The organism is Leisingera sp. M523, assembly GCF_025141335.1.
Lineage (GTDB): Bacteria > Pseudomonadota > Alphaproteobacteria > Rhodobacterales > Rhodobacteraceae > Leisingera.
The window spans coordinates 1,617,815-1,636,970 of record NZ_CP081036.1; the positions used below are offsets into that span (position 1 = coordinate 1,617,815).

The window sequence follows — 19,156 nt, forward strand, 5'->3', positions numbered from 1 at the left end:
ACCTAGCTTGGGCGACAAAAGCTGCCGCTCGGCGCATCTTTTGATCTTTGCAGACTCGGGTGGTTGCCCCACAGCGGTCTTTGGCAAGGGTGCAACTAAAGCTCGGTGAGATGAAGATTTTTCGACGCGGGCCATTGCGAGCGGCTTCAGCTGGGCGTGAGTGTGGCCCGCGTTGACAAACCTCTCAGGGAGGAAGCCGCGGGGTCTGGTTGCGGCCTATGGGGAAAGAGTGCTGTCCGCTGAGCTTGTGACTGGTAGGGATGCGCCCGCTCGGAGGATGAGGGCCACCGATTCCAGTTTCGGCCAGAGGGTTTGACCTGGATTTGATCCAGATCGAAGCCGTTTTGCGCCGTCCTTGCAACTTTCCGGACCGCTCCTGACGGGCGGGCTCGGCCGGTGTTGCTGAAGCAACCGGTGAGCGGTGGATGGGATGATCGGGCACTCGGTCATGCGGCCTGTTTCCTCGGTGGAGCGCGAGATTGCGGAACCTCGCCGCGCCGGAAAGTCTCCACGATGCGCATCGGCCCGCCGCAATCGGGGCATGGCTCTCGCAGGGTGAGCGGGACGATCTCGACCGAGGGTGCGTGTTCCTGCCTGGTCGTTTCCGCGCCCAGCAACGTGCGGATCTTCGCGATGCTGGTCTTGCGGGCGGCACTTGCCAACAAGCCGTAGTGCCGGATGCGGTGGAAGCCATCCATTGCCCGGCAGGCGATTTGGCGGCGCCAAATCTGCCGAGAGGGGGGAGCACATGGATCAGGAACCGGCGGATGAACTCGCCCGTGGACAGGCGCATAACCTTCATCCTGTCGCCGCGCTTGATGCGGTAATCTTTCCAGCGGAAAGCCACGGTGTCGGCATCGGCGCTGATCAGGCGGCTGTTCGAGATCGCCACCCGGTGGGTGTATCGGCTGAGATAGGCCAGCACCGCCTCTGGTCCGCCGAAGGGCGGTTTGGCATAGACCACCCATTCGGCCTTGCGCAGCGGTGCCAGCCAGGCTGCGAAAGCGCTGGCGTCGGTCAATCCGGCGAGGTCGCCGAAGAAGGAGAGCCGCCCGGCGCGGTGTAAGTTGCTCAGGCCCTCAAGGAACAGCCGCCGAAACAGACGCGACAACACCCGCACATGCAGGAGGAACCCTGGTTTGCAGCCAATCCAACGGGTGCCGTCCAGCGAGAGCCCGCCACCTGGGACGATCATGTGGATGTGGGGATGGTGCGTCATCGCTGATCCCCAGGTATGAAGCACGCTGGTCATTCCGACACGAGCACCGAGGCGCTTGGGATCGGCGGCGATAGTCATCACTGTTTCCGCAGAAGCGCGGAACAGCAGTCCATAAACCGCCCGCTTGTTCCAGTAGGCGATGCGGGCGATCTCGGCCGGGAGCGTGAACACCACATGGAAATACTCCACAGGCAGCAGGTCATCTGCCCGCGCCGCCATCCAGTCGCGCGCGGCCGGTCCCTGGCATTTGGGACAATGCCGGTTCTTGCAGCTGTTGTACGCGATATGCTGGTGTCCACACTTGGTACAGGCCGCCACATGTCCGCCGAGCGCCTCCGTTCGGCAGGCCTCGATCGCCCCCTCTCGGGATCTTGCTTTGCAAGACCCTGCCGGGCAGTGGACATCACCTTGAGCTGGCTCAGGCTGACATGCCCCTCATTGGCCCGCCTGAAAGCGGGGCCATGAGACCTGAAGATGTCCGCAATCTCCAGCGCGTGCCGTGGCACGCCAATCGCTCCGTCAGGTCACATCTCGCATATGTTCATACGGGCTGGCGACATTGCGCAACGTCTTGGTCGCCACGTGGGTGTATCGCGCCGTCGTGGTCAGCTTGGCGTGGCCGAGGAGCACCTGGATCACCCGCACGTCCGTATCGGCCTCCAGCAGATGCGTGGCAAAGCTATGCCTGAGCGAGTGCAGCGTGGCAGGCTTCTTGATCCCAGCCATGCGCTTGGCCGAGTTGAAGGCCCGATTCAAGGATCGGGGCGACATGGGCTCAACCCGGCTCTGGCCGGGGAATAACCATCCCTGAGGACGTGCCTCGCGCCAGTAGTCCCGCAGCAGCTCCAGCAACGACGGCGACAGCATCACGTCGCGATCTTTGCCGCCCTTGCCGCGCTCAACATGGATCAGCATCCGGTCGCTGTCGATGTCTCGCACCTTGAGATTGCTTACCTCGGAGGCGCGCAAACCTGCACCATAGCCGATCCCAAGCGCAGCGCGGTATTTAAGACCCGGCCCCGGTGCCGAGGCTAATACCGCAGAGACCTCCTCGAAGCTCAGCACAATCGGCAGCTTCCGTGGCTCGGTGCGGAACTGCATGTACTTCGTTTGGCGGGAAAATGATCCCCCGGATCATTTTCTACTCCGCCTGCACTTTCCTCCCGGTCACAGGTCATGCCGAAGAGTTGGAGGGGACCGTCGCCCCGGTGGGGCGGCGAAAGCCCCAGAAACGCGCAGCGCCGTAATCCGGGCGTTGTAGACCGAAGGCGTGACCTCCGTGTCGGTCATGTGAAGTTGATAGGCGCGCAACTCATCCGGTGTCGCCGTATTTGGCGACCGCCCCAGAAACGCAGTGAAATCCTTCAGCGCCCGGATATGCGCCTTCTGCGATGTCTCCGCCATCCCGCGAATGCGCATATCTTCGATCATCCGCGCACGCAGCGGGCTCATCTTCTCCTGTGTCATGGGACCCTCCTGTCCGATTGAGAAACCTCAATCGTCAGGCAGGTCAGTCACATCGCAAAATCCGAACACATTCAGGTGCGCGCGCTACAGCAGAAACAAGCGCCATTGCCGCGAGAGCGGCTTAGTCCGAGTCCGCCTCCTGGCCGATGGTGCATGTCGCTGCGAAGGTCTGCAATCATCGCTCCGAGATTCGGTGCCAGGGCCAATCCGGTCTGCGAACGGCCTTGCCTCCCGTTGCCGGGAGGCGGGTTGTTTCAGCTTTCAGCCACCGGGGCAGCCATGGCGGCATCAAAAGCAGCCCGCACGTCAAACGCCGCCAGTTCCGCATCGCTGAGTGCTGCAATCTGCGCCTCCACGGCTTCTTCCGCATCAAAGCAGCTCTGCACATGGGCCGCGACGGCAGCGGTGATCTGTTCCAGGTCCGCGCGCGTCAGCTTGATCCAGCCATCGGGGGCCTTCCAGGAGAACGGCTCGCTTTTGATGCCCAGTTGCAGAGCAAACAGCGCCTCAGTGAGGTCTTCGCGGGTTGTGCGGTCTGTGCGGGCGTGGAACCCGTTGGGCAGTGTGATGCCGCCGTTTTGGATCTGCCATCGGGTGTCGGCCAGATCGGACAGGAGCGCCGCGCGGGCCGCTGCAGCGACTTGCTCAGCCGTGGTGATTTTCAGGGAGAACGTCATGCTTCTGTTTCCTTTGTTTGCAGACGGATTACCGGGTCGGGGACCGGGCCACTGGCGACAGTGAACGTGGGCGGGACAGCAGGCTGGTGCGGTTCTGCCGTGGCCTCTGAATAGATCCAGCGCAGCTGAATATGCAGCTCGCCATTGATCCGCTCGATGCGCCCTATGAACGGATGGTTTTCGCCTTCCGGTTCGGCAAAGCCGCCATCGGGCACTTCGGACAGATCAAAGGGCACGCCGTCCACAGTGATCACATCGCCGCTCACGCTGGCGCTGGTTTCAGATTGGCCAGGAGTACCGGCCACGCAGATGCAGGTTACTTTCATGATGATCTCCTTTAATACCAGCGGCCTTCGGCCCTGAGGCTGCAAGGCGTTGCAGTTCGCACGCCAGCAGTGTCGTGCGCGTTCCAGGACACGGCCAAAACAGACGGCGCCCGCGCGCCACCAATGATGGCATTTGCAGAGGACCGGGCAGTGATATGAACGGTAAGATTTGTCGTCGTAGAGAAAGCTGCCGGGAAGTCCCAAACAGAGTCAGCGCCACTGTCCGCAGTGATGGCTTTAGTGCAGATCTGTGTCCCATCGGGGAAGCGCACATACTCGCCATTGGGGCCGCTGCCGCGCTCCGGGTCCATCCGCCGCCAAGCCTCGAACGAGACCGGACCCGCCCCGTCCTGAACGCGGATCCACATCTCGCCGTTGTTGCCGAACGCAATCTGGATCATGCCACCGGCAGCGCTGCTGGGGATCCGGTTCAGATGCATCACCACGCCCGCGGTGCTGGGCGCATCGGTGTGCGTGCTGGCATACCGGTAAAGGCCGGTGACAGTGATCGCCGAAAGCTCTGTGCCAGCAGCCGAGTTTGCCGATCCATTGGCGGCATCGTGCCCCCAGCCGAAAGCCCCCGCCGTCAACAGCTTTCCAATTGCCGCATCAAGCCAATGGTCCTGCACCGCCGCGCCGCTGGCAGCACCTTCCTTGAGGCGGAGCTGCCAGTCACCCCCGGCTTTCAGCGCCACCTCATTGCTGGACGGCCAGCCGAGGCCGGTGTCTTCATCGCCCAGCTTGACCACATCGGTGCTGAACTTGCCCTGTCCGGGGCCGTCCGCAACGGCTTGAAACGTGCCGGTCAGCGCCTGCACGCTGGCCACCACATCATGCGCGAGCGACATAGTGGGGAACAGCGCATAGATCTGCCCGGCCGCCGTTGCGCCCTGGTACACAGGGGTGATTGTCAGGAGCGTGCCGCTGCTGACCGCCAGCACCTCATAGACCCGCCCGTCCGGGCCGACAAAGCCCCAGCCCGCCTGCGCGCTGCCAAAGAAGCTGGTGCCGGTGCCGGTGACGATTGCGCTGCCGTTCACAACGCTGACTGTTCCTGCCTTTGGCCATGCCATAGGGCTGCTCTCCTTATGTTACCTGGAACACTGTCCATTCGATTTTCGGGTTGTTGAAATAGACGCCGCCCTGGGCCTCCAGATCGATTGCCAGGAACACCCGCTGATCGCTGCCGCTGGCCCAATGCGGATCCACCAGGGCGGAAGGGTCCTTGCTCCAAGACGCTGCCGGATCGGGGTTGGCGCCGCCAAAGCCATTCCAGCGCGCGCCGGGCTGGATTGATGTGTTGAGGGGGCGCTGTTGCACAAATCCGGGCCTGATCGCAGGGCCCCTTTCCCCGGACGGATTTACTCTACGGGCACTGTGACAGGTATACCGAGAGCGGTGTAGCCGTTTAGAACGGCGATGCGAACTTGCAGCTCGGCAACCTGGCGTTCGAAGTCTTTTGCCATCAGGGATTGGCCGAGCAGCTTGATGCAGTTCATCTTTGACTCGACCCGGCTCCGGCGGTGATATCCGCTCCACCGCCGCCAGATGGCGCGGCCGAGATACTTTGATGCGCGCAGGGCTTCGTTTCGTGCCACCACGCCCGGGCTCGTTGGCTTCCAGGGTGTGGCATTCTTGCGGGGCGGGATAACAGCGGCGGCACCACGGGCGGCGATCGCCTCGTGGCATTTGCGGGTGTCGCAGGCACCGTCGGCAGTCACCGAACCGATCTGCTCGTCAGCCGGGGTCTGGTCCAGGAGATCGGGTAAAATGGGCGCATCACCGATGTTGCTGCCGGTGACCCCGGTGGCCCGGACTTCCAGCGTTTCCTCATCGATTCCGATATGCATCTTGCGCCAGAGGCGCCGCTTGGGGCCTCCGTGCTTGCGCGTTTGTCGGGAAAACAGTCCCCCGGACTGTTTTCTGATCCTCCGCACTCCACTCACCTTCGCCTTCGGCCTTGATGCCGGTGCTGTCCGCTGCCCGGCAGTGCATCACGCAGTGATGTCACGAGAGGGGATCAGAAGGTTCAGCGGGCCCGCGCCACCGCGGAACGGGATACTCACGTTCCGCTTCCGCTGCCGACGGCACAGGGTGCTGAAGTCCGGCACGGCCCAGTCCAGACCGACCAGCCGCAGAAGGCTTTGCACGAAGCCCGTCGTCTGCCTCAGTGGCAACCCGAACAGTACTTTCAGGGTTAGACAGGTTTGGATCGCGGCGTTGCTGAATTGGCACCGGCGACCGCGCTTGCCAGTCGGCGGCGGCGTCCAGATCATCCTCGGATCAAACCAGATGGTCAGAGATCCGCGTTGCTTCAGTGCTTCATTGTAAGACGACCAGTTCGTGGTCTTGTATCTCGTAGCGGCCCAACTGCTCATGCATCCCAGCTACCACGCTGGATTCACGCAGTGAATCCCTCACCCGATTTGTGCAACAAGGCCGCGTAACTAACTGAAATCAGTCTCTGGCAAACCCGGTGCGGTTCAGGAGCATGCAGAGCCGGGTTGCCTGTTGTCACCAAAATTGGCAAACAGTTTGCGGCGCGTGTCGCTGCCAGTCTACTCCACAACGTTGGAATGCAGGAACTTGTAGCCAGTTCGCCTCAAAAATATCAGGCTCTTGCACTCAAACTGGCACGGGATCAAAAGTATCTTGCCGATGTGAAAGCAAGGGTCAAACAGGGGATCGCAGAAGGGCCTCTGTATGACACTCAAAAGTTTACTCGTAATTTCGAGGCCTTGATGGAAAAAACCCTTGAGAGGGTCAATGCAGGTCTGAAGCCGGAACACATCAGCTTGACCTGATCTCGGGTCAGCGGAATGCAACGGAGCGTAGTCACGTCTGCGCTCCGTTTGTTTTGCAATTTTGAACCCGGTCTTCTGGCTACAGCAACCGGACCTGGGTGCCGATCTGCACCATTTCAAACAGTTCCTCGGCGTGCTGATTGTACAGGCCGATACAGCCGGAGGAGCTTTGCCGTCCGATCTTGCGGGTGTCGTGGGTTCCGTGCACCAGATAGGCCGGCCAGTCCAGATACATTGCCCGGGTGCCCAGCGGGTTGCCGGGAACGCCGCCCTCGATCCGGACGGGCAGGGTCGGATCACGCTCGCGCATTGAGGCGGTCGGGGTCCAGGTTGGGTTTTCCCGTTTGCGCACCACTTTGGTATAGCCGCGTTTGGTCAGATCCTCGGTCATCGGCACAGAGGAGGGGAACAGCCGGTAGGTTTCCCCGTCCGCCCCCCAGTAGTGCAGCGCGCGGGAACTGATATCGGCGAGCAGGCAACCGGCGCCAAGCGTGTCGAAATGATCCTGCCAGTTCTGCTGGGTAAAGGCGGACAGGTTGCGCTGAACCGGCACTTCCTCACGGATTGCGGGTTCGTTTTGCGGAAAGGCGTCGGTGGATTGCGCGCGCAGGATGGCCGGGGTGGCCAAAGAGGCGCCGATGCCGGCCAGGGCGGCGCGGCGGGTGATGCGGAGTTTGGTCATTTTTCCTCTGCCAAGCTGCTCGAAAACTCCGCTGTAAGATAAGCAAGCGGACGGGTTTTCCTAGGGGCGGCATACTGGAATTGCCGCGCCTCACAAGCTTGTGTTGGGAAAAGCGGCGGAAGACCGCCGCCGGGGTCCGGGTTTCCCGCCTGGCTTCAGGCTTGCAGTTGGCGGGCCTGGGCGAAGGACAGCAGGCGCTTGCTGTCTTCATCCCACAGGTGCAGCCGCGCATTGGCCAGGCTTTCGCGGATGGTCATCCGGTTGCCTTCGGACAGTTCCGCATGATCGCGCAGCACTTCGGTCAGGCGGTAGAACGGGATGCGGCTGTAAAGGTGATGCACATGGTGGATGCCGATATTGGCGCTGATCCACTGCAGAACCGGCGGCAGCACATAGTGCGAGCTGCCATGAAGGGCGGCGTCATGCAGCTGCCAGTCTTCTTCCTGTTCCCATTGCGTGGTCTCAAATTGATGCTGCACATAGAACAGCCACATGCCCGCTGTTGCAGCGACCAGTGTTGCCGGCACAAAGATCAGCAGAAGCGGCATCAGACCGCCAAAGTACCAGATAATGCCGACAGCTGCGAGGATCACCGCATTGGTGCCCATCGCGCTGATCCAGTAGCGGGCCTGGTTCATCAGACCGTAGGGAATACGGTTTTGCAGGAAGAACAGGTAGCCGGGGCCAAAGCCGAACAGGGTCACAGGGTGGCGGTAGATCCGGTACATCAGCCGGTCCCAGCGTCCCAGTGCCCGGTATTCGGCCACGGTCATTGTGTGGATGTCGCCCATGCCGCGCTTGCCCAGGTTGCCATGGGTGCTGTGATGGATGGAATGCGTGCGGCGCCAAACGTCATACGGGGTGAGGGTCAGAACGCCGATGATGCGGCCGACCCAATCGCTGACATGGCGGTTGCGGAAGAAGGAACCGTGCCCGCAATCATGCTGAATGGTGAACAAGCGCAGCAGGAAAGCCGCGATCAGAATGGAGATCGCCAGCGTCAGCCAGTAGCTGACCGACAGCGACCACCAGGCCAGAGCCCAGAGCAGGAGAAAGGGGACAACCGTGACCGCCAGTTCAAACGCGCTGCGCCTGTGATCGGGTTCCCGGTACTGCGCGAGGACCTTCACCCAGTCGCGCGCCGTTTTCTCGGCCGCCTGCGGCCTGGTGGGGTCTGGGGAGTTGCTCATACGCCTGCCGTTTTATTTGTCTGATGCAGACCGGATAGACTACCAGACGCGTGGGGCAAGTGAAATTCTGCCGCAGGCCCGCCAAAACAGGGTCAATTCAGCCTAAACCGCAAAATAGTGATCGATTGGCCCCGGATTTTCGAAGTCTGATCAAAAAAATGAGGCCCCGGAAATCCGGAGCCTCAGAGTGTTTCCAGCCTGGCCGAAAGGTCAGTCCATCGCTTTGAAGTTGAACTCGCCGCCTTCTTTGATGCCCGAGGGCCAGCGCGAGGTCACGGTCTTGGTGCGGGAGTAGAACTTGAAGCTGTCGGGGCCGTGCTGGTTCAGGTCGCCGAACATGGATTTTTTCCAGCCGCCGAAGGTGTGATAGGCCAGCGGCACCGGGATCGGCACGTTGATGCCGACCATGCCGATGTTGACGCGGCTTGCGAAATCACGCGCGGTGTCACCGTCACGGGTAAAGATCGCGGTGCCGTTACCGTATTCGTGATCCATCGCCAGTTTCAGCGCGTCCTCGTAAGTTTCCGCGCGGACGGTGGACAGAACCGGGCCAAAGATCTCCTGCTTGTAGATCTCCATGTCCGGGGTCACGCGGTCAAACAGATGGGCGCCGACAAAGAAGCCGTCTTCATAGCCCTGCAGTTTGAAGTCGCGGTTGTCGACCACCAGTTCCGCGCCCTGATCGACGCCGGACTGGATCAGGCCCAGGATGCGTTCCTTGGAGGCGGCGGTCACAACCGGACCCAGATCCACGTCGTCGCCTGCGGTATAGGGGCCGACTTTCAGTTTTTCGATGCGCGGGATCAGCTTTTCGATCAGCTTGTCGGCGGTTTCCTCACCCACCGGAACCGCAACCGAGATCGCCATGCAGCGTTCGCCTGCTGCACCGAAGCCTGCACCGACCAGCGCGTCTGCTGCCTGGTCCAGATCTGCGTCGGGCATCACGATCATGTGGTTCTTGGCGCCGCCGAAACACTGCGCGCGCTTGCCGTTGGCGGTGGCGCGGGAATAGATGTACTGCGCAATCGGGGTGGAGCCGACAAAGGACACGCCTTGGATGATCTCGCTGTCGAGCAGGGTATCAACCGCTTCTCGGTCGCCGTTCACCACCTGGAACACGCCTGCGGGCAGGCCGGCCTCGACAAAGAGTTCAGCCAGCATCAGCGGCACCGAGGGGTCGCGCTCGGAGGGCTTCAGCACCACGGCGTTGCCGCAGGCAAGGGCCGGACCGACGTGCCACAGCGGCATCATCGCGGGGAAGTTGAACGGCATGATCGAGGCAACCACGCCCAGCGGCTGGCGCATGGAATACATATCGATGCCGGGGCCTGCGCTGTCGGTGAATTCACCCTTCAGCATCTGAGGCGCGCCAATGCAGTACTCGATCACTTCCAAACCGCGCTGCAGGTCGCCCTTGGCGTCGGGGATGGTTTTGCCGTGCTCGCGGCTCAGCGCTTCGGCCAGCTTGTCCATGTCGCGGTTCATCAGGCCGACCATGGCCATCATCACACGGGCGCGTTTCTGCGGGTTGGTGGCGCCCCAGGTAGGCTGCGCAGCGGCTGCTTTTTCAATGGCGTCAGTGGTTTCCGCAACGCTGGCCATCGGGCAGAGATACTGCACTTCGCCGGTTGCAGGGTTGAAGATATCGTCAAAGCGGCCCGAGGTGCCGGAGACCAGTGCGCCGTTAATAAAATGGCCGAGTTCTTTCATCGGATCCTCCTCTGTTCATCTTGCCTTAATCCTAGGCTTGCAAAAATCATCGGAAAAGAGGAAAGATTTCAAAGAGGCTTTGCAGGAACGCAAAAGGTTAACAGAACGTTAGCAGCAAGACGGAGGACCCGGGCCAATGGATCCGCAGTGGGATGATATGAAAGTGTTTTTGGCGGTGGCACGGGAGGCAAGCCTGTCGGGCGCCGGCCGTATCCTGAAAATGGACCCTGCCACGGTGGGGCGGCGGGTCGCCCGGTTTGAGGCCGCACTGGAAACACCGCTGTTTGTGAAATCGCCGCAGGGCTATGCGCTGAGCGCTGCGGGCGACCGTCTGCTGGTCCATGCCGAAGCGGCCGAACAGGCCATGCGCGCCGGAACCGAGGCGCTGAGCGGACCCAGCGACACCATGTCCGGGCAGATTCGCATCGGCGCCCCGGATGGCAGCGCCAACTATCTGTTGCCGCAGGTCTGCGCCCGGATCGCCGAGGAGAACCCGGATCTGGACATCCAGATCGTGGCGCTGCCGCGGGTGATCAACCTCAGCCGCCGCGAAGCGGATATGGCAGTGACCGTCAGCGCGCCGACAGCGGGCAAGCTGCTGGTGCAGAAGATCTGCGACTACCGGCTGCATCTGGTCGCCTCGCGCCATTACCTGAAGAACCATCCGCCGATCAACGGTCTGGCGGATCTGAAGGGCCACAAGATGATCGGCTACATCCCGGATATGATTTTCGACAAGGAACTGGACTACCTGAACGACATCGGTGTCGAACGGGTGGCGCTGGCGTCAAATTCCGTGTCAGTGCAGATCAAGATGGCAGCGCAGGGCACGGCGATTTGCATCGCCCATGATTTCAGCCTGCCGGCTCATCGGATGCTGCGCAAGATCCTGACCGACAAGGTCAGCCTCAGCCGCAGTTTCCATCTGGTGCGCCACCAGGGCGACCAGCGAAGCGAGCGGTTGAACCGCTTTGCCCAGGCGTTGTCGAAAGGCATCCGCGACGAGGTGGCCCGGCTGGAAGCCTTGACTTAAAGCTGCGTTGCGGCACACTTAATTGAAACGCGCCAATATTATGGAGGTCTGCAACGTGCTCGTTCAGGTCATTTTGAAGTCCAAAGCCACCAACGGTGTGGTCACGATCAAGCCGGATGCCAGCGTGTCGGAAGCAGCCAAGCTTTTGGCAGAGAACAAATTCGGTTCCGTTGTAGTTTCCGCGGATGGAGAAAAACCCGATGGCATTCTGTCTGAGCGCGATATTGTCCGCGAGCTTGCCGCCACCGGGTCCGGCTGCCTGAGCAAACCTGTCAGCGAATACATGACGCGCAAGCTGGTGACCTGCACCAGCCAGTCGAATGTCGGCGGTGTGCTGCAGCAGATGACCGAAGGGCGTTTCCGCCATATGCCGGTTGTCGAAGACGGAAAACTTGTTGGGATCGTAACACTTGGCGATCTGGTCAAAGCGCAGCTGGCGCAGGTGGCAATGGAGAAAGATGCCCTGCAAGGCATGATCATGGGGCACTAAGCCGCAGCGGCGGCGTCCGTATTTCTGCCCTCTTGCAATGATGGCCGCAAATATGTTTGCCTGTGCAAAAATTCTGACAAGGCAGGAGGCCGCCCATGCGTGTGGGTCTGTATCCCGGCACATTTGACCCGATCACCATCGGGCATATCGACATTATCCGCCGCGCCAGCGCGATGGTGGATAAACTGGTTATCGGCGTGGCAATCAACCGCGACAAGGGGCCGCTGTTTGACCTGGAAGAGCGGGTTGAGATGATCGAGGCGGAATGCGCCAAGCTCAGCACTGAAACCGGTACCGAGATTGTTGCGCATCCGTTTGAAAACCTGCTGATCAACTGCGCCCGCGACGTCGGCGCCCAGATCATCGTGCGCGGTTTGCGGGCGGTTGCCGATTTCGAGTATGAGTTTCAGATGGTCGGCATGAACCGGGCGTTGGACAGCTCGATCGAGACCGTGTTCCTGATGGCAGAGGCTCGGCACCAGGCGATTGCATCAAAACTGGTCAAGGAAATCGCCCGGCTGGACGGCGACGTGTCGAAATTCGTCACCCCGCTGGTCAATGACAAGCTGCTGGAGCGTCTGGGCAAGACCGCCTGAACCGGCGTGGCGCAATCCCGCTGCACAGTGCGGACCGCAAGCTGACCCGGCAGGGGCGCTGCCCCTCTTGGCCGCAGGCCAATTCACCCCGGGGTATTTTGGACCAGAAAGAAGCAAAACCGGCACAGGCGGCCGCGAAACCTGTGGCAGGCGGCCACGGGCCGGTCAGCGCCAGAAGGCGACCCAGTCGATCAGGGTAAACAGTTTCTTGCCCAGGAAGATCATGTGCTGATCGCCGAACATGGCAATGTCGATCACCGCGGCGGCAATCAGGAACACGCCGAGAGAAATGGCAATCCGGTTGGTCATCGGGGCTCCGCCGCAATAGAAAACGCCCGCCCAGATAACCTGAGCGGGCGTGAAGTCTCAAGGGGTTAGACCGAGATTAGCCCAGTTTGCCCATTGCAACGGCTACATCAGCCATGCGGACCGAGAAACCCCATTCATTGTCGTACCAGGCCAGCACCCGCACCATGCGGCCGTCCAGCACCCGGGTCTGATCCGGCGCAAAGATCGAGCTTTCCGGCGAGTGGTTGAAGTCGCAGGAGACCAGCGGCGCCGGCTCATAACCCAGCACGCCCTTCATCGGGCCTTCGGCGGCTTCCTTGACGGCAGCGTTGACCTGCTCAGCGGTCACATCGCGGCCTGCACGGAAGGTCAGGTCCACGGCGGAGACATTGGGGGTCGGCACGCGGATAGCAGAACCGTCCAGGCGGCCTTTCAGGTTAGGCAGTACTTCACCAAGCGCTTTGGCGGCGCCGGTTGAGGTCGGGATCATCGACATGGCGGCGGCGCGGGCGCGGTACAGGTCGCTGTGGCGGCGGTCCAGGGTCGGCTGGTCACCGGTGTAGGCGTGGATGGTGGTCATGATGCCATGCTCGATACCAAACGCCTCGTCCAGCACCTTGGCCAGCGGCGCCAGGCAGTTGGTGGTGCAGGAGCCGTTGGAGATCATGGTGTCGGCAGCGGTCAGCTGGTCATCGTTGACACCGAAGACGATGGTCTTGTCGACGTTTTTGCCGGGGGCGGACAGCAGCACTTTTTTGGCGCCGCGCTCAAGGTGCGCCTTGGCCTTCTCGCCGTCGTTGAACTTGCCGGTGCATTCCAAAACCACGTCGCAGCCCGACCAGTCCAGCGCGCCCATGTCGTAGGTGGAGAACATCTGCATGTCGCCGCGGCCCAGGTTCATGGTGCCGTCACCGATGGTGACCTCGCCGGGGAAACGGCCATGCACGCTATCGTATTTGATCAGGTGGGCTGCGGTCTCCAGCGGGCCGGTTGCGTTCACCTTGATCACTTCGATGTCGTCGCGGCCCGAGGCGGCGATATGCGACAGGGTGCAGCGGCCGATGCGGCCAAAACCGTTGATCCCGACTTTGATGGTCATGAGTTACGTCTCCAAGCGAGCAAAAACCTTTGACCGCCATATAGACCGGGGCTGATGTGGTCTAAAGAGGTAAAAGCGTCATTAAATGAAACTGTTAGCGCAAAAAGCGAGCGGTGGCGCTAACGGTTTGCGGCGGTGGCGTTAACGGAAATCTGCGGTTCGGCGGCGGTGGCGCTAACGCTTGTGCTGCGGCGCGGAAGCGGGCAGATTGCCCCCGAACGCGGACAGGATTTGAGGGATTTGGCATGAGCGGTTTGCTGGCGCTTCTGGATGATGTTGCAGGGATTGCCAAGGTTGCGGCGGCCTCGGTTGATGATGTGGCAGCGGCGGCGGGCAAGGCCGGCGCCAAGACCGCAGGCGTGATCATTGACGACGCGGCAGTGACGCCCAAATATCTGCAAGGCTTTGCGCCTGCGCGCGAGCTGCCGATCATCTGGCGCATCACCCGCGGCTCGCTGTTCAACAAGCTGATCCTGTTGATGCCGGTGGCGATGCTGCTGGCCAATTTTGCGCCATGGCTAATCACGCCCTTGCTGATGCTGGGCGGCTGTTACCTGTGCTTTGAGGGGGCCGAGAAGGTTTTTCACGTGCTGTTCCCCCATGCCAGCCACGCCATTGATGAGGACATGAGCATCAAGGATCCCGGCCATCTGGAGGAGCAGAAAATCAAGGGGGCGATCAAGACCGATTTCATCCTGTCCGCCGAGATCATGACCATTGCCCTGGCCGCTATCGAGGCGCCGAACGTCTGGATGCAGGCGGCCACGCTGGCTGTGGTGGCGATTGGTGTAACGCTGGCGGTCTATGGTTCTGTCGCGCTGATCGTGAAGATGGATGATGTTGGCCTGTATCTGGCGCAGAATGCGCCGACGCCCATCGGGCGCGGACTGGGGCGCGGGCTCGTCAAGTTCATGCCGGTGCTGATGTGGATCCTGTCGGTGGTCGGCACTGCGGCGATGCTGTGGGTCGGCGGCTCCATCATCATCCACGGGCTGGAGGTGCTGGGCTTTGGCTGGCTGGGCCATCTGATCCACGACTGGGCCTATGCCGTGGGCCACGCAGTGCCTGCCGCTTGGACCGGCTTTGCCGAATGGACCGTTAAGGCGGCAATGGACGGGGTGTTTGGCGTCGGGCTGGGACTGTTGCTGATCCCGCTGGCGACCAAGGTGATCGGGCCGGTTTGGGGGATATTTGGGAGCAAGAAAGCCGATCAATGAAAGCATCTTTTCCATGCTAGATGAGTGGCGGCATTGATACTGGAAACGCATTAAGTGGAACAATGCATGACTGGCGATTTTAAGATTTAGCACGACCACCATCTATTGTTTGCGACTATTTCATACCTTGAAGGTGAATCTGAATGTGTCGCCAAGTTCAAATTCAAATGAACCCAACTTACAATGAGGACGCTAAAAATTGCCGTGGCCTGTTGATGAAAGATACTTGGAGGAATGCGAGAAGGCACTGGGCCTTGCTTTGCCTACGTCCTACCGTTCATCGTTAATGTCTCAGAATGGTGGGGACGTTGTTTGCGATGGTGATATCTGGAAGATGCATCCTATTTGGGACAAGTCAGAAAAGAAACGACTTCAACGCACATCAAACGATGTGGTTCGCGAAACCAAAATAATGAGCGGCTGGTTTGGTTGGCCAAGTTCTGCTGTTTGTCTCGCGGCCAACGGCACTGGTGATGCGTTGGTCTTCTTAACAAATGAAGAGGTTTGCGGCCCTGAAGTTCATCGGTGGTTTCATGAAACTGGGCAAACAAAAAAGGTAGCAATCGATTTCTCGAAATTGAAACGAACCTAGCTCACGACGAATAATGGTTACTAAGTCGAGCCGCACGGTACATCAGAAAGAAAAAGGGCACCCAATTGGGTGCCCTTCTTTGCTTGCTGTTTTCGTTACTTAACCAAGCAGCTCTTTCACCTTGGCAACGGTGCCCTCGGCGGTGATGCCGAAGCGTTCGAACAGCTCGCCGGCGGGGGCAGACGCGCCGAAGCGGTCCATGCCGACAAATGCGGCCTTCTTCTCCTGGCCGCGCTCGCCCAGCAGCCAGCGGTCCCAGCCGCCGGCGCGCATGGCGGCCTCGATACCGACACGCACCGGGCCTGCGGGCAGGACCTTGCGGCGGTAGGCTTCGTCCTGCTGTGCAAACAGCTCCATGCAGGGCATGGAAACGACGCGGGTGCCGATGCCCATCGCTTCCAGCTTGGCCTTGGCTTCCATCGCGACGGACACCTCGGAGCCGGTGGCGATCAGGATCACCTGGCGCTTACCCTCGGCCTCGGCCAGAACATAGGCGCCTTTTTCGACCATGTTGGTCAGCTTGTGCTCGGTCCGGACGGTCGGCAGGTTCTGACGGGTCAGGGTCATCACCGACGGGGTGTCCTTGGAGGTCAGGGCGATTTCCCAAGCCTCGGCGGTTTCCACGGTGTCGGCGGGGCGGAACACATAGGTGTTCGGGGTCGCGCGGCAGATTGCCAAATGCTCCACCGGCTGGTGGGTCGGGCCGTCTTCGCCAACGCCGATTGAATCGTGAGTCATCACAAACACTGTCGGGATCTTGGACAGCGCGGCCAAGCGCATGGCCGGGCGGGCATAGTCGGTGAAGCAGAAGAAGGTGCCGCCGTAAGCCCGCACGCCGCCGTGCAGCACCATGCCGTTCATCGCGGCGGCCATACCGTGCTCGCGGATGCCCCAATAGACATAGCGGCCCTTGCGGTTGTCTGTGTCAAAGGTGCCGAGATCGCCGGTTTTGGTGTTGTTGGAACCGGTGAGGTCAGCCGAGCCGCCGACGGTTTCCGGCATCAAGGGGTTGATGACGGCCAGCGCCATTTCCGAGGATTTGCGGGTGGCAACCGATGGCTGCTCTTCGCTGACCTGCTTTTTCAGCGCCTTGATGGCGGCGGACAGTTTCTTGGGCGCGTCCAGCGCATAGGCGCGGTTGAAACGGTCCTGTTTCTGCGACGACAGCTCGGCAAAACGGGTTTCCCAGGCTTCACGCTCGGATTTGCCGCGCGCACCGATCTCTTCCCACTGGGACTTAATCTCGCTCGGCACTTCAAAGGCGCCGCCGGTCCAGCCATAGGCGTCTTTTGCCGCCTTCAACTGGTCCGCGTCGGTCAGCGCACCGTGGCCCTTGGAGGTGTCCTGCGCGGCGTGGCCCAAGGCGATATGGGTCTTGCAGGCGATCATCGACGGTTTCTTGGACTTCTTGGCGGCCTCGATGGCTTCGTCGATGGCCTTGGGGTCGTGGCCGTCGATTTCCAGCACCTGCCAGCCCGACGCCTTGAAACGCTGCACCTGGTTGGTACGGTCGCTGAGTTCAACAGTGCCGTCGATGGTGATGTTGTTGTTGTCCCAAAACACAATCAGCTTGCCCAACTGGTGGCGGCCGGCAAGGCCGATGGCCTCTTGGCTGATGCCTTCCATCAGGCAGCCGTCGCCGGCGATCACATAGGTGTGGTGATCGACAACCTTGCGGCCGTAATGGGCGCGCTGCATTTCTTCTGCCATGGCAAAGCCGACGGCGTTGGAGATGCCCTGGCCCAGCGGACCGGTGGTGGTTTCAACCGCGTCCAGCAGGAAGTTTTCCGGATGGCCCGCAGTCAGCGCGCCGGTCTGGCGGAAATTCTTGATCTGATCCAGGGTCACCTGGCGGTCGCCGGTAAGATACAGCAGCGAATAGATCAGCATCGAGCCGTGGCCTGCCGACAGGATGAACCGGTCGCGATCCGGCCACTGCGGGTTGGATGCATCAAATTTGAGGTGCTTTTCGAACAGCACGGTCGCCACATCGGCCATGCCGATCGGCATTCCGGTGTGGCCGGAATTGGCGGCGGCGACGGCGTCCAGTGCCAGCGCGCGAATGGCGGCGGCCTTGTTCCAATGGTCGGGATTGGCGGTGCGCAGGGCTGTCAGGTCCACTTGGATCGTCCTTTGGCGTTAACAGGCAATTGCTGCGCTCAATAACAGCGATGCCGCAAAGATCAAGCATGGTTGCGCCTATGTCTGCTATGTTGCGCGAAGTTGGCGCGGCAAGTGGTTGAAAGACAAGGGGGGGTGTTTTATCCCTGAAAGGGAAGAACTGGCCCATGTCGGCGGCAGATGCGCGATTCGCGCGGGCGCCGGAATGAATATGGCACTGATGTGGACGGGTGAGGGACAGGCATGAACCAGATTGAAGAATTGCAAGGCCGCATCCAGGCGGCGCTGGAACGTATCGGCACCGGCACGGCTGCGCTGCAAGAGGCGCGCGAAGCGGATAAGGTCAAGGCCGCAGAGGTTGCTGCCGAAGCCGCTAAGGCGGCGGAAGCGGCTGCTGCCGGGGCTGCGACGGCTGAGATTGAACAGGCGCTGGAAGAAGAAAAGCTCGCCAATGCCCAGCTTGAAGAGCGGGTGAAGGTGCTGCGCGCACGGCTGCAGGAAGCCGGAAACCAGGCTCCCGCCGCAAATGAAGATATTGCGGCGATGGAAGCCGAGCTGCAGTTGTTGCGCAACGAAGCTGGCGATCCGGCGGAAAAAGAAGCCCTGCGCGGTGAAGTTGCGCGCCTAAAGGGCGAGCTGGAGGCCGCGGCAAATACCGCCGCCAGTGACAAGGAAGCGCTGGAAGACCAGCTGTCTGAAGCCCAGGCTGCCACTGACAGCCTGAAGGCCCAGCTGGAGGAGGCGTCGGCTGCTGCGGCAGCACCAGCGGAAGCGGCCCCGGCCCAGGACAGGGGTGCAGAGATTGAACGCCAGAATGAAACCCTGCTGCGGCTTGATACGGAATTGCAGCAGTTGCGCCAGGCCAACGAGGAACTGCGGGCCTCCAACACCGCGCTGCGCGATGCAAATGCCCAAAGCCTGGGCGATGCCGGGCTGATCAACACCGCTATGGAAGCCGAAATCGTGGGGCTGCGCGCGGCGCAGGCCAGCGATCAGGCTCAGGTCAACGCGGTGCTGGCCAAGCTGGAGCCGCTATTGGCCAATGCCCGCAACCTGCCGGAAGGGGAGGAAGTCTGATGCCCGAAGTAACGATAATGATCGGCGGCCGCGGCTTTGAAGTGTCCTGCCAGGAGGGTGAGGAAAGCTATCTGCATTCTGCTGCCAAGATGCTGGACGACGAGGCGCAAGTGCTGTCGGACCAGATCGGCCGGATGCCCGAGGCGCGGATGCTGCTGATGGCCGGGCTGATGCTGGCCGACAAAACGGCGGCGGTTGAGGACCGGATCAAGGAAGTTGAGGCCGTCCTGGCTGAGCGTGACCAGGAGCTGGCGGATCTTCGCGCCATGCCGGCACCGGAACCCGAACGGATCGAAGTCCCGATCGTGCCGCCACAGGTCGCCGAGAGCCTAGCCGAACTGGCCGCCCGGACCGAAGCGCTGGCACAGGAAATCGAAGAAAAAGCCCAGCCTGCCGGTTGAGGTTGACCCGCGCCTGAGCAAGAGCGGAGGAAAGCGGCAAAATATTGTTCGTTTTCCGGCCTTTGCCGGACCCGCCGGAAACACTGTTTTTCATGTAATCAGGCCGCCCGGTGCTCGTCCGTGGCGGGTGTTTGCGGTAGCTTCATCGCACGGGCAGAAGTCCTGAC

At 61.2% G+C, this 19,156-nt stretch carries 18 protein-coding genes and 3 pseudogenes; 8 read left to right on the forward strand and 13 right to left on the reverse strand.

From position 1 onward, the window contains the following. Window positions 1-446: 446 nt before the first annotated feature. From K3557_RS08050 to K3557_RS08080, 7 genes and pseudogenes are all read right to left on the reverse strand, one after another. A pseudogene (locus K3557_RS08050) lies at window positions 447-1,725 on the reverse strand (IS91 family transposase). 13 nt (window positions 1,726-1,738) lie between these two features. Then, a pseudogene (locus K3557_RS08055) lies at window positions 1,739-2,686 on the reverse strand (tyrosine-type recombinase/integrase). Between the two features lie 254 nt (window positions 2,687-2,940). Next, complete coding sequence (locus K3557_RS08060; RefSeq protein ID WP_259998983.1) at window positions 2,941-3,363, reverse strand: DUF4376 domain-containing protein; 423 nt, start codon at window positions 3,361-3,363, stop codon at window positions 2,941-2,943. Then, complete coding sequence (locus K3557_RS08065) at window positions 3,360-3,689, reverse strand: hypothetical protein (protein WP_259998984.1); 330 nt, start codon at window positions 3,687-3,689, stop codon at window positions 3,360-3,362. The genes K3557_RS08060 and K3557_RS08065 overlap by 4 nt, the downstream gene beginning before the upstream one ends. Window positions 3,690-3,700: 11 nt before the next feature. Beyond that, window positions 3,701-4,762 carry a hypothetical protein gene (locus K3557_RS08070; protein ID WP_259998986.1) on the reverse strand — a complete coding sequence of 354 codons (1,062 nt, stop codon included), beginning with the start codon at window positions 4,760-4,762 and terminating at the stop codon, window positions 3,701-3,703. 13 nt (window positions 4,763-4,775) lie between these two features. Next, the gene (locus tag K3557_RS08075) at window positions 4,776-5,009 is read right to left on the reverse strand and encodes a hypothetical protein (protein ID WP_259998988.1); all 234 of its coding nucleotides are present in this window, start codon (window positions 5,007-5,009) and stop codon (window positions 4,776-4,778) included. Between the two features lie 41 nt (window positions 5,010-5,050). Beyond that, window positions 5,051-6,067: pseudogene (locus K3557_RS08080) on the reverse strand (IS5 family transposase). A gap of 126 nt (window positions 6,068-6,193) precedes the next feature. On the opposite strand from K3557_RS08080, the gene K3557_RS08085 reads away from it, so the two are divergent. Then, entirely contained in the window at window positions 6,194-6,493 is a 300-nt protein-coding gene (locus K3557_RS08085; protein WP_259998990.1) for a hypothetical protein, read from the forward strand. Between the two features lie 79 nt (window positions 6,494-6,572). Here the strand turns inward: K3557_RS08085 and K3557_RS08090 are convergent, their stop codons facing one another. The 3 genes from K3557_RS08090 to K3557_RS08100 form a co-directional block, all read right to left on the reverse strand. Then, the gene (locus K3557_RS08090; protein WP_259998992.1) at window positions 6,573-7,175 is read right to left on the reverse strand and encodes a L,D-transpeptidase; all 603 of its coding nucleotides are present in this window, start codon (window positions 7,173-7,175) and stop codon (window positions 6,573-6,575) included. Between the two features lie 155 nt (window positions 7,176-7,330). After that, on the reverse strand, window positions 7,331-8,365 hold the full coding sequence (locus K3557_RS08095; protein WP_259992026.1) for a fatty acid desaturase: 1,035 nt from the start codon (window positions 8,363-8,365) through the stop codon (window positions 7,331-7,333). Between the two features lie 210 nt (window positions 8,366-8,575). Further along, window positions 8,576-10,075 (reverse strand): CoA-acylating methylmalonate-semialdehyde dehydrogenase, encoded by a 1,500-nt coding sequence (locus K3557_RS08100; RefSeq protein WP_259998994.1) that lies wholly within the window; start codon window positions 10,073-10,075, stop codon window positions 8,576-8,578. A gap of 136 nt (window positions 10,076-10,211) precedes the next feature. On the opposite strand from K3557_RS08100, the gene K3557_RS08105 reads away from it, so the two are divergent. The 3 genes from K3557_RS08105 to coaD all read left to right on the forward strand — a co-directional run bounded on the left by K3557_RS08105 (window position 10,212) and on the right by coaD (window position 12,194). Continuing rightward, a complete protein-coding gene (locus K3557_RS08105) occupies window positions 10,212-11,108 on the forward strand; it encodes a LysR family transcriptional regulator (protein WP_259992030.1) in 897 nt (298 codons plus the stop codon). A 55-nt stretch (window positions 11,109-11,163) separates the two neighbouring features. After that, the gene (locus K3557_RS08110) at window positions 11,164-11,598 is read left to right on the forward strand and encodes a CBS domain-containing protein (RefSeq protein WP_259992032.1); all 435 of its coding nucleotides are present in this window, start codon (window positions 11,164-11,166) and stop codon (window positions 11,596-11,598) included. Between the two features lie 95 nt (window positions 11,599-11,693). Then, complete coding sequence (gene coaD, locus K3557_RS08115; protein WP_259992035.1) at window positions 11,694-12,194, forward strand: pantetheine-phosphate adenylyltransferase; 501 nt, start codon at window positions 11,694-11,696, stop codon at window positions 12,192-12,194. 165 nt (window positions 12,195-12,359) lie between these two features. On the opposite strand, the gene K3557_RS08120 is transcribed toward coaD, so the two are convergent. Together K3557_RS08120 and gap are read right to left on the reverse strand one after the other, a co-directional pair. Then, entirely contained in the window at window positions 12,360-12,503 is a 144-nt protein-coding gene (locus tag K3557_RS08120; protein ID WP_259998996.1) for a hypothetical protein, read from the reverse strand. Window positions 12,504-12,579: 76 nt separating this feature from the next. Next, complete coding sequence (gene gap, locus K3557_RS08125) at window positions 12,580-13,581, reverse strand: type I glyceraldehyde-3-phosphate dehydrogenase (RefSeq protein ID WP_259998998.1); 1,002 nt, start codon at window positions 13,579-13,581, stop codon at window positions 12,580-12,582. A gap of 245 nt (window positions 13,582-13,826) precedes the next feature. Here gap and K3557_RS08130 point away from each other — a divergent pair, with 245 nt between their 5' ends. Next, window positions 13,827-14,798 carry a DUF808 domain-containing protein gene (locus tag K3557_RS08130; protein WP_259999000.1) on the forward strand — a complete coding sequence of 324 codons (972 nt, stop codon included), beginning with the start codon at window positions 13,827-13,829 and terminating at the stop codon, window positions 14,796-14,798. Between the two features lie 199 nt (window positions 14,799-14,997). Further along, window positions 14,998-15,390, forward strand: a complete 393-nt coding sequence (locus tag K3557_RS08135; protein WP_259999002.1) for an SMI1/KNR4 family protein — start codon at window positions 14,998-15,000, stop codon at window positions 15,388-15,390. A gap of 99 nt (window positions 15,391-15,489) precedes the next feature. Here the strand turns inward: K3557_RS08135 and tkt are convergent, their stop codons facing one another. Beyond that, on the reverse strand, window positions 15,490-17,511 hold the full coding sequence (gene tkt / locus K3557_RS08140; RefSeq protein WP_259999004.1) for a transketolase: 2,022 nt from the start codon (window positions 17,509-17,511) through the stop codon (window positions 15,490-15,492). 243 nt (window positions 17,512-17,754) lie between these two features. Between tkt and K3557_RS08145 the strand changes: the two genes are divergently transcribed. Next, window positions 17,755-18,588 carry a colicin transporter gene (locus K3557_RS08145; RefSeq protein WP_259999006.1) on the forward strand — a complete coding sequence of 278 codons (834 nt, stop codon included), beginning with the start codon at window positions 17,755-17,757 and terminating at the stop codon, window positions 18,586-18,588. Then, on the forward strand, window positions 18,588-18,989 hold the full coding sequence (locus K3557_RS08150; protein ID WP_259992050.1) for a cell division protein ZapA: 402 nt from the start codon (window positions 18,588-18,590) through the stop codon (window positions 18,987-18,989). Before K3557_RS08145 ends, K3557_RS08150 begins: the two co-directional genes overlap by 1 nt. Window positions 18,990-19,156 lie beyond the last annotated feature (167 nt).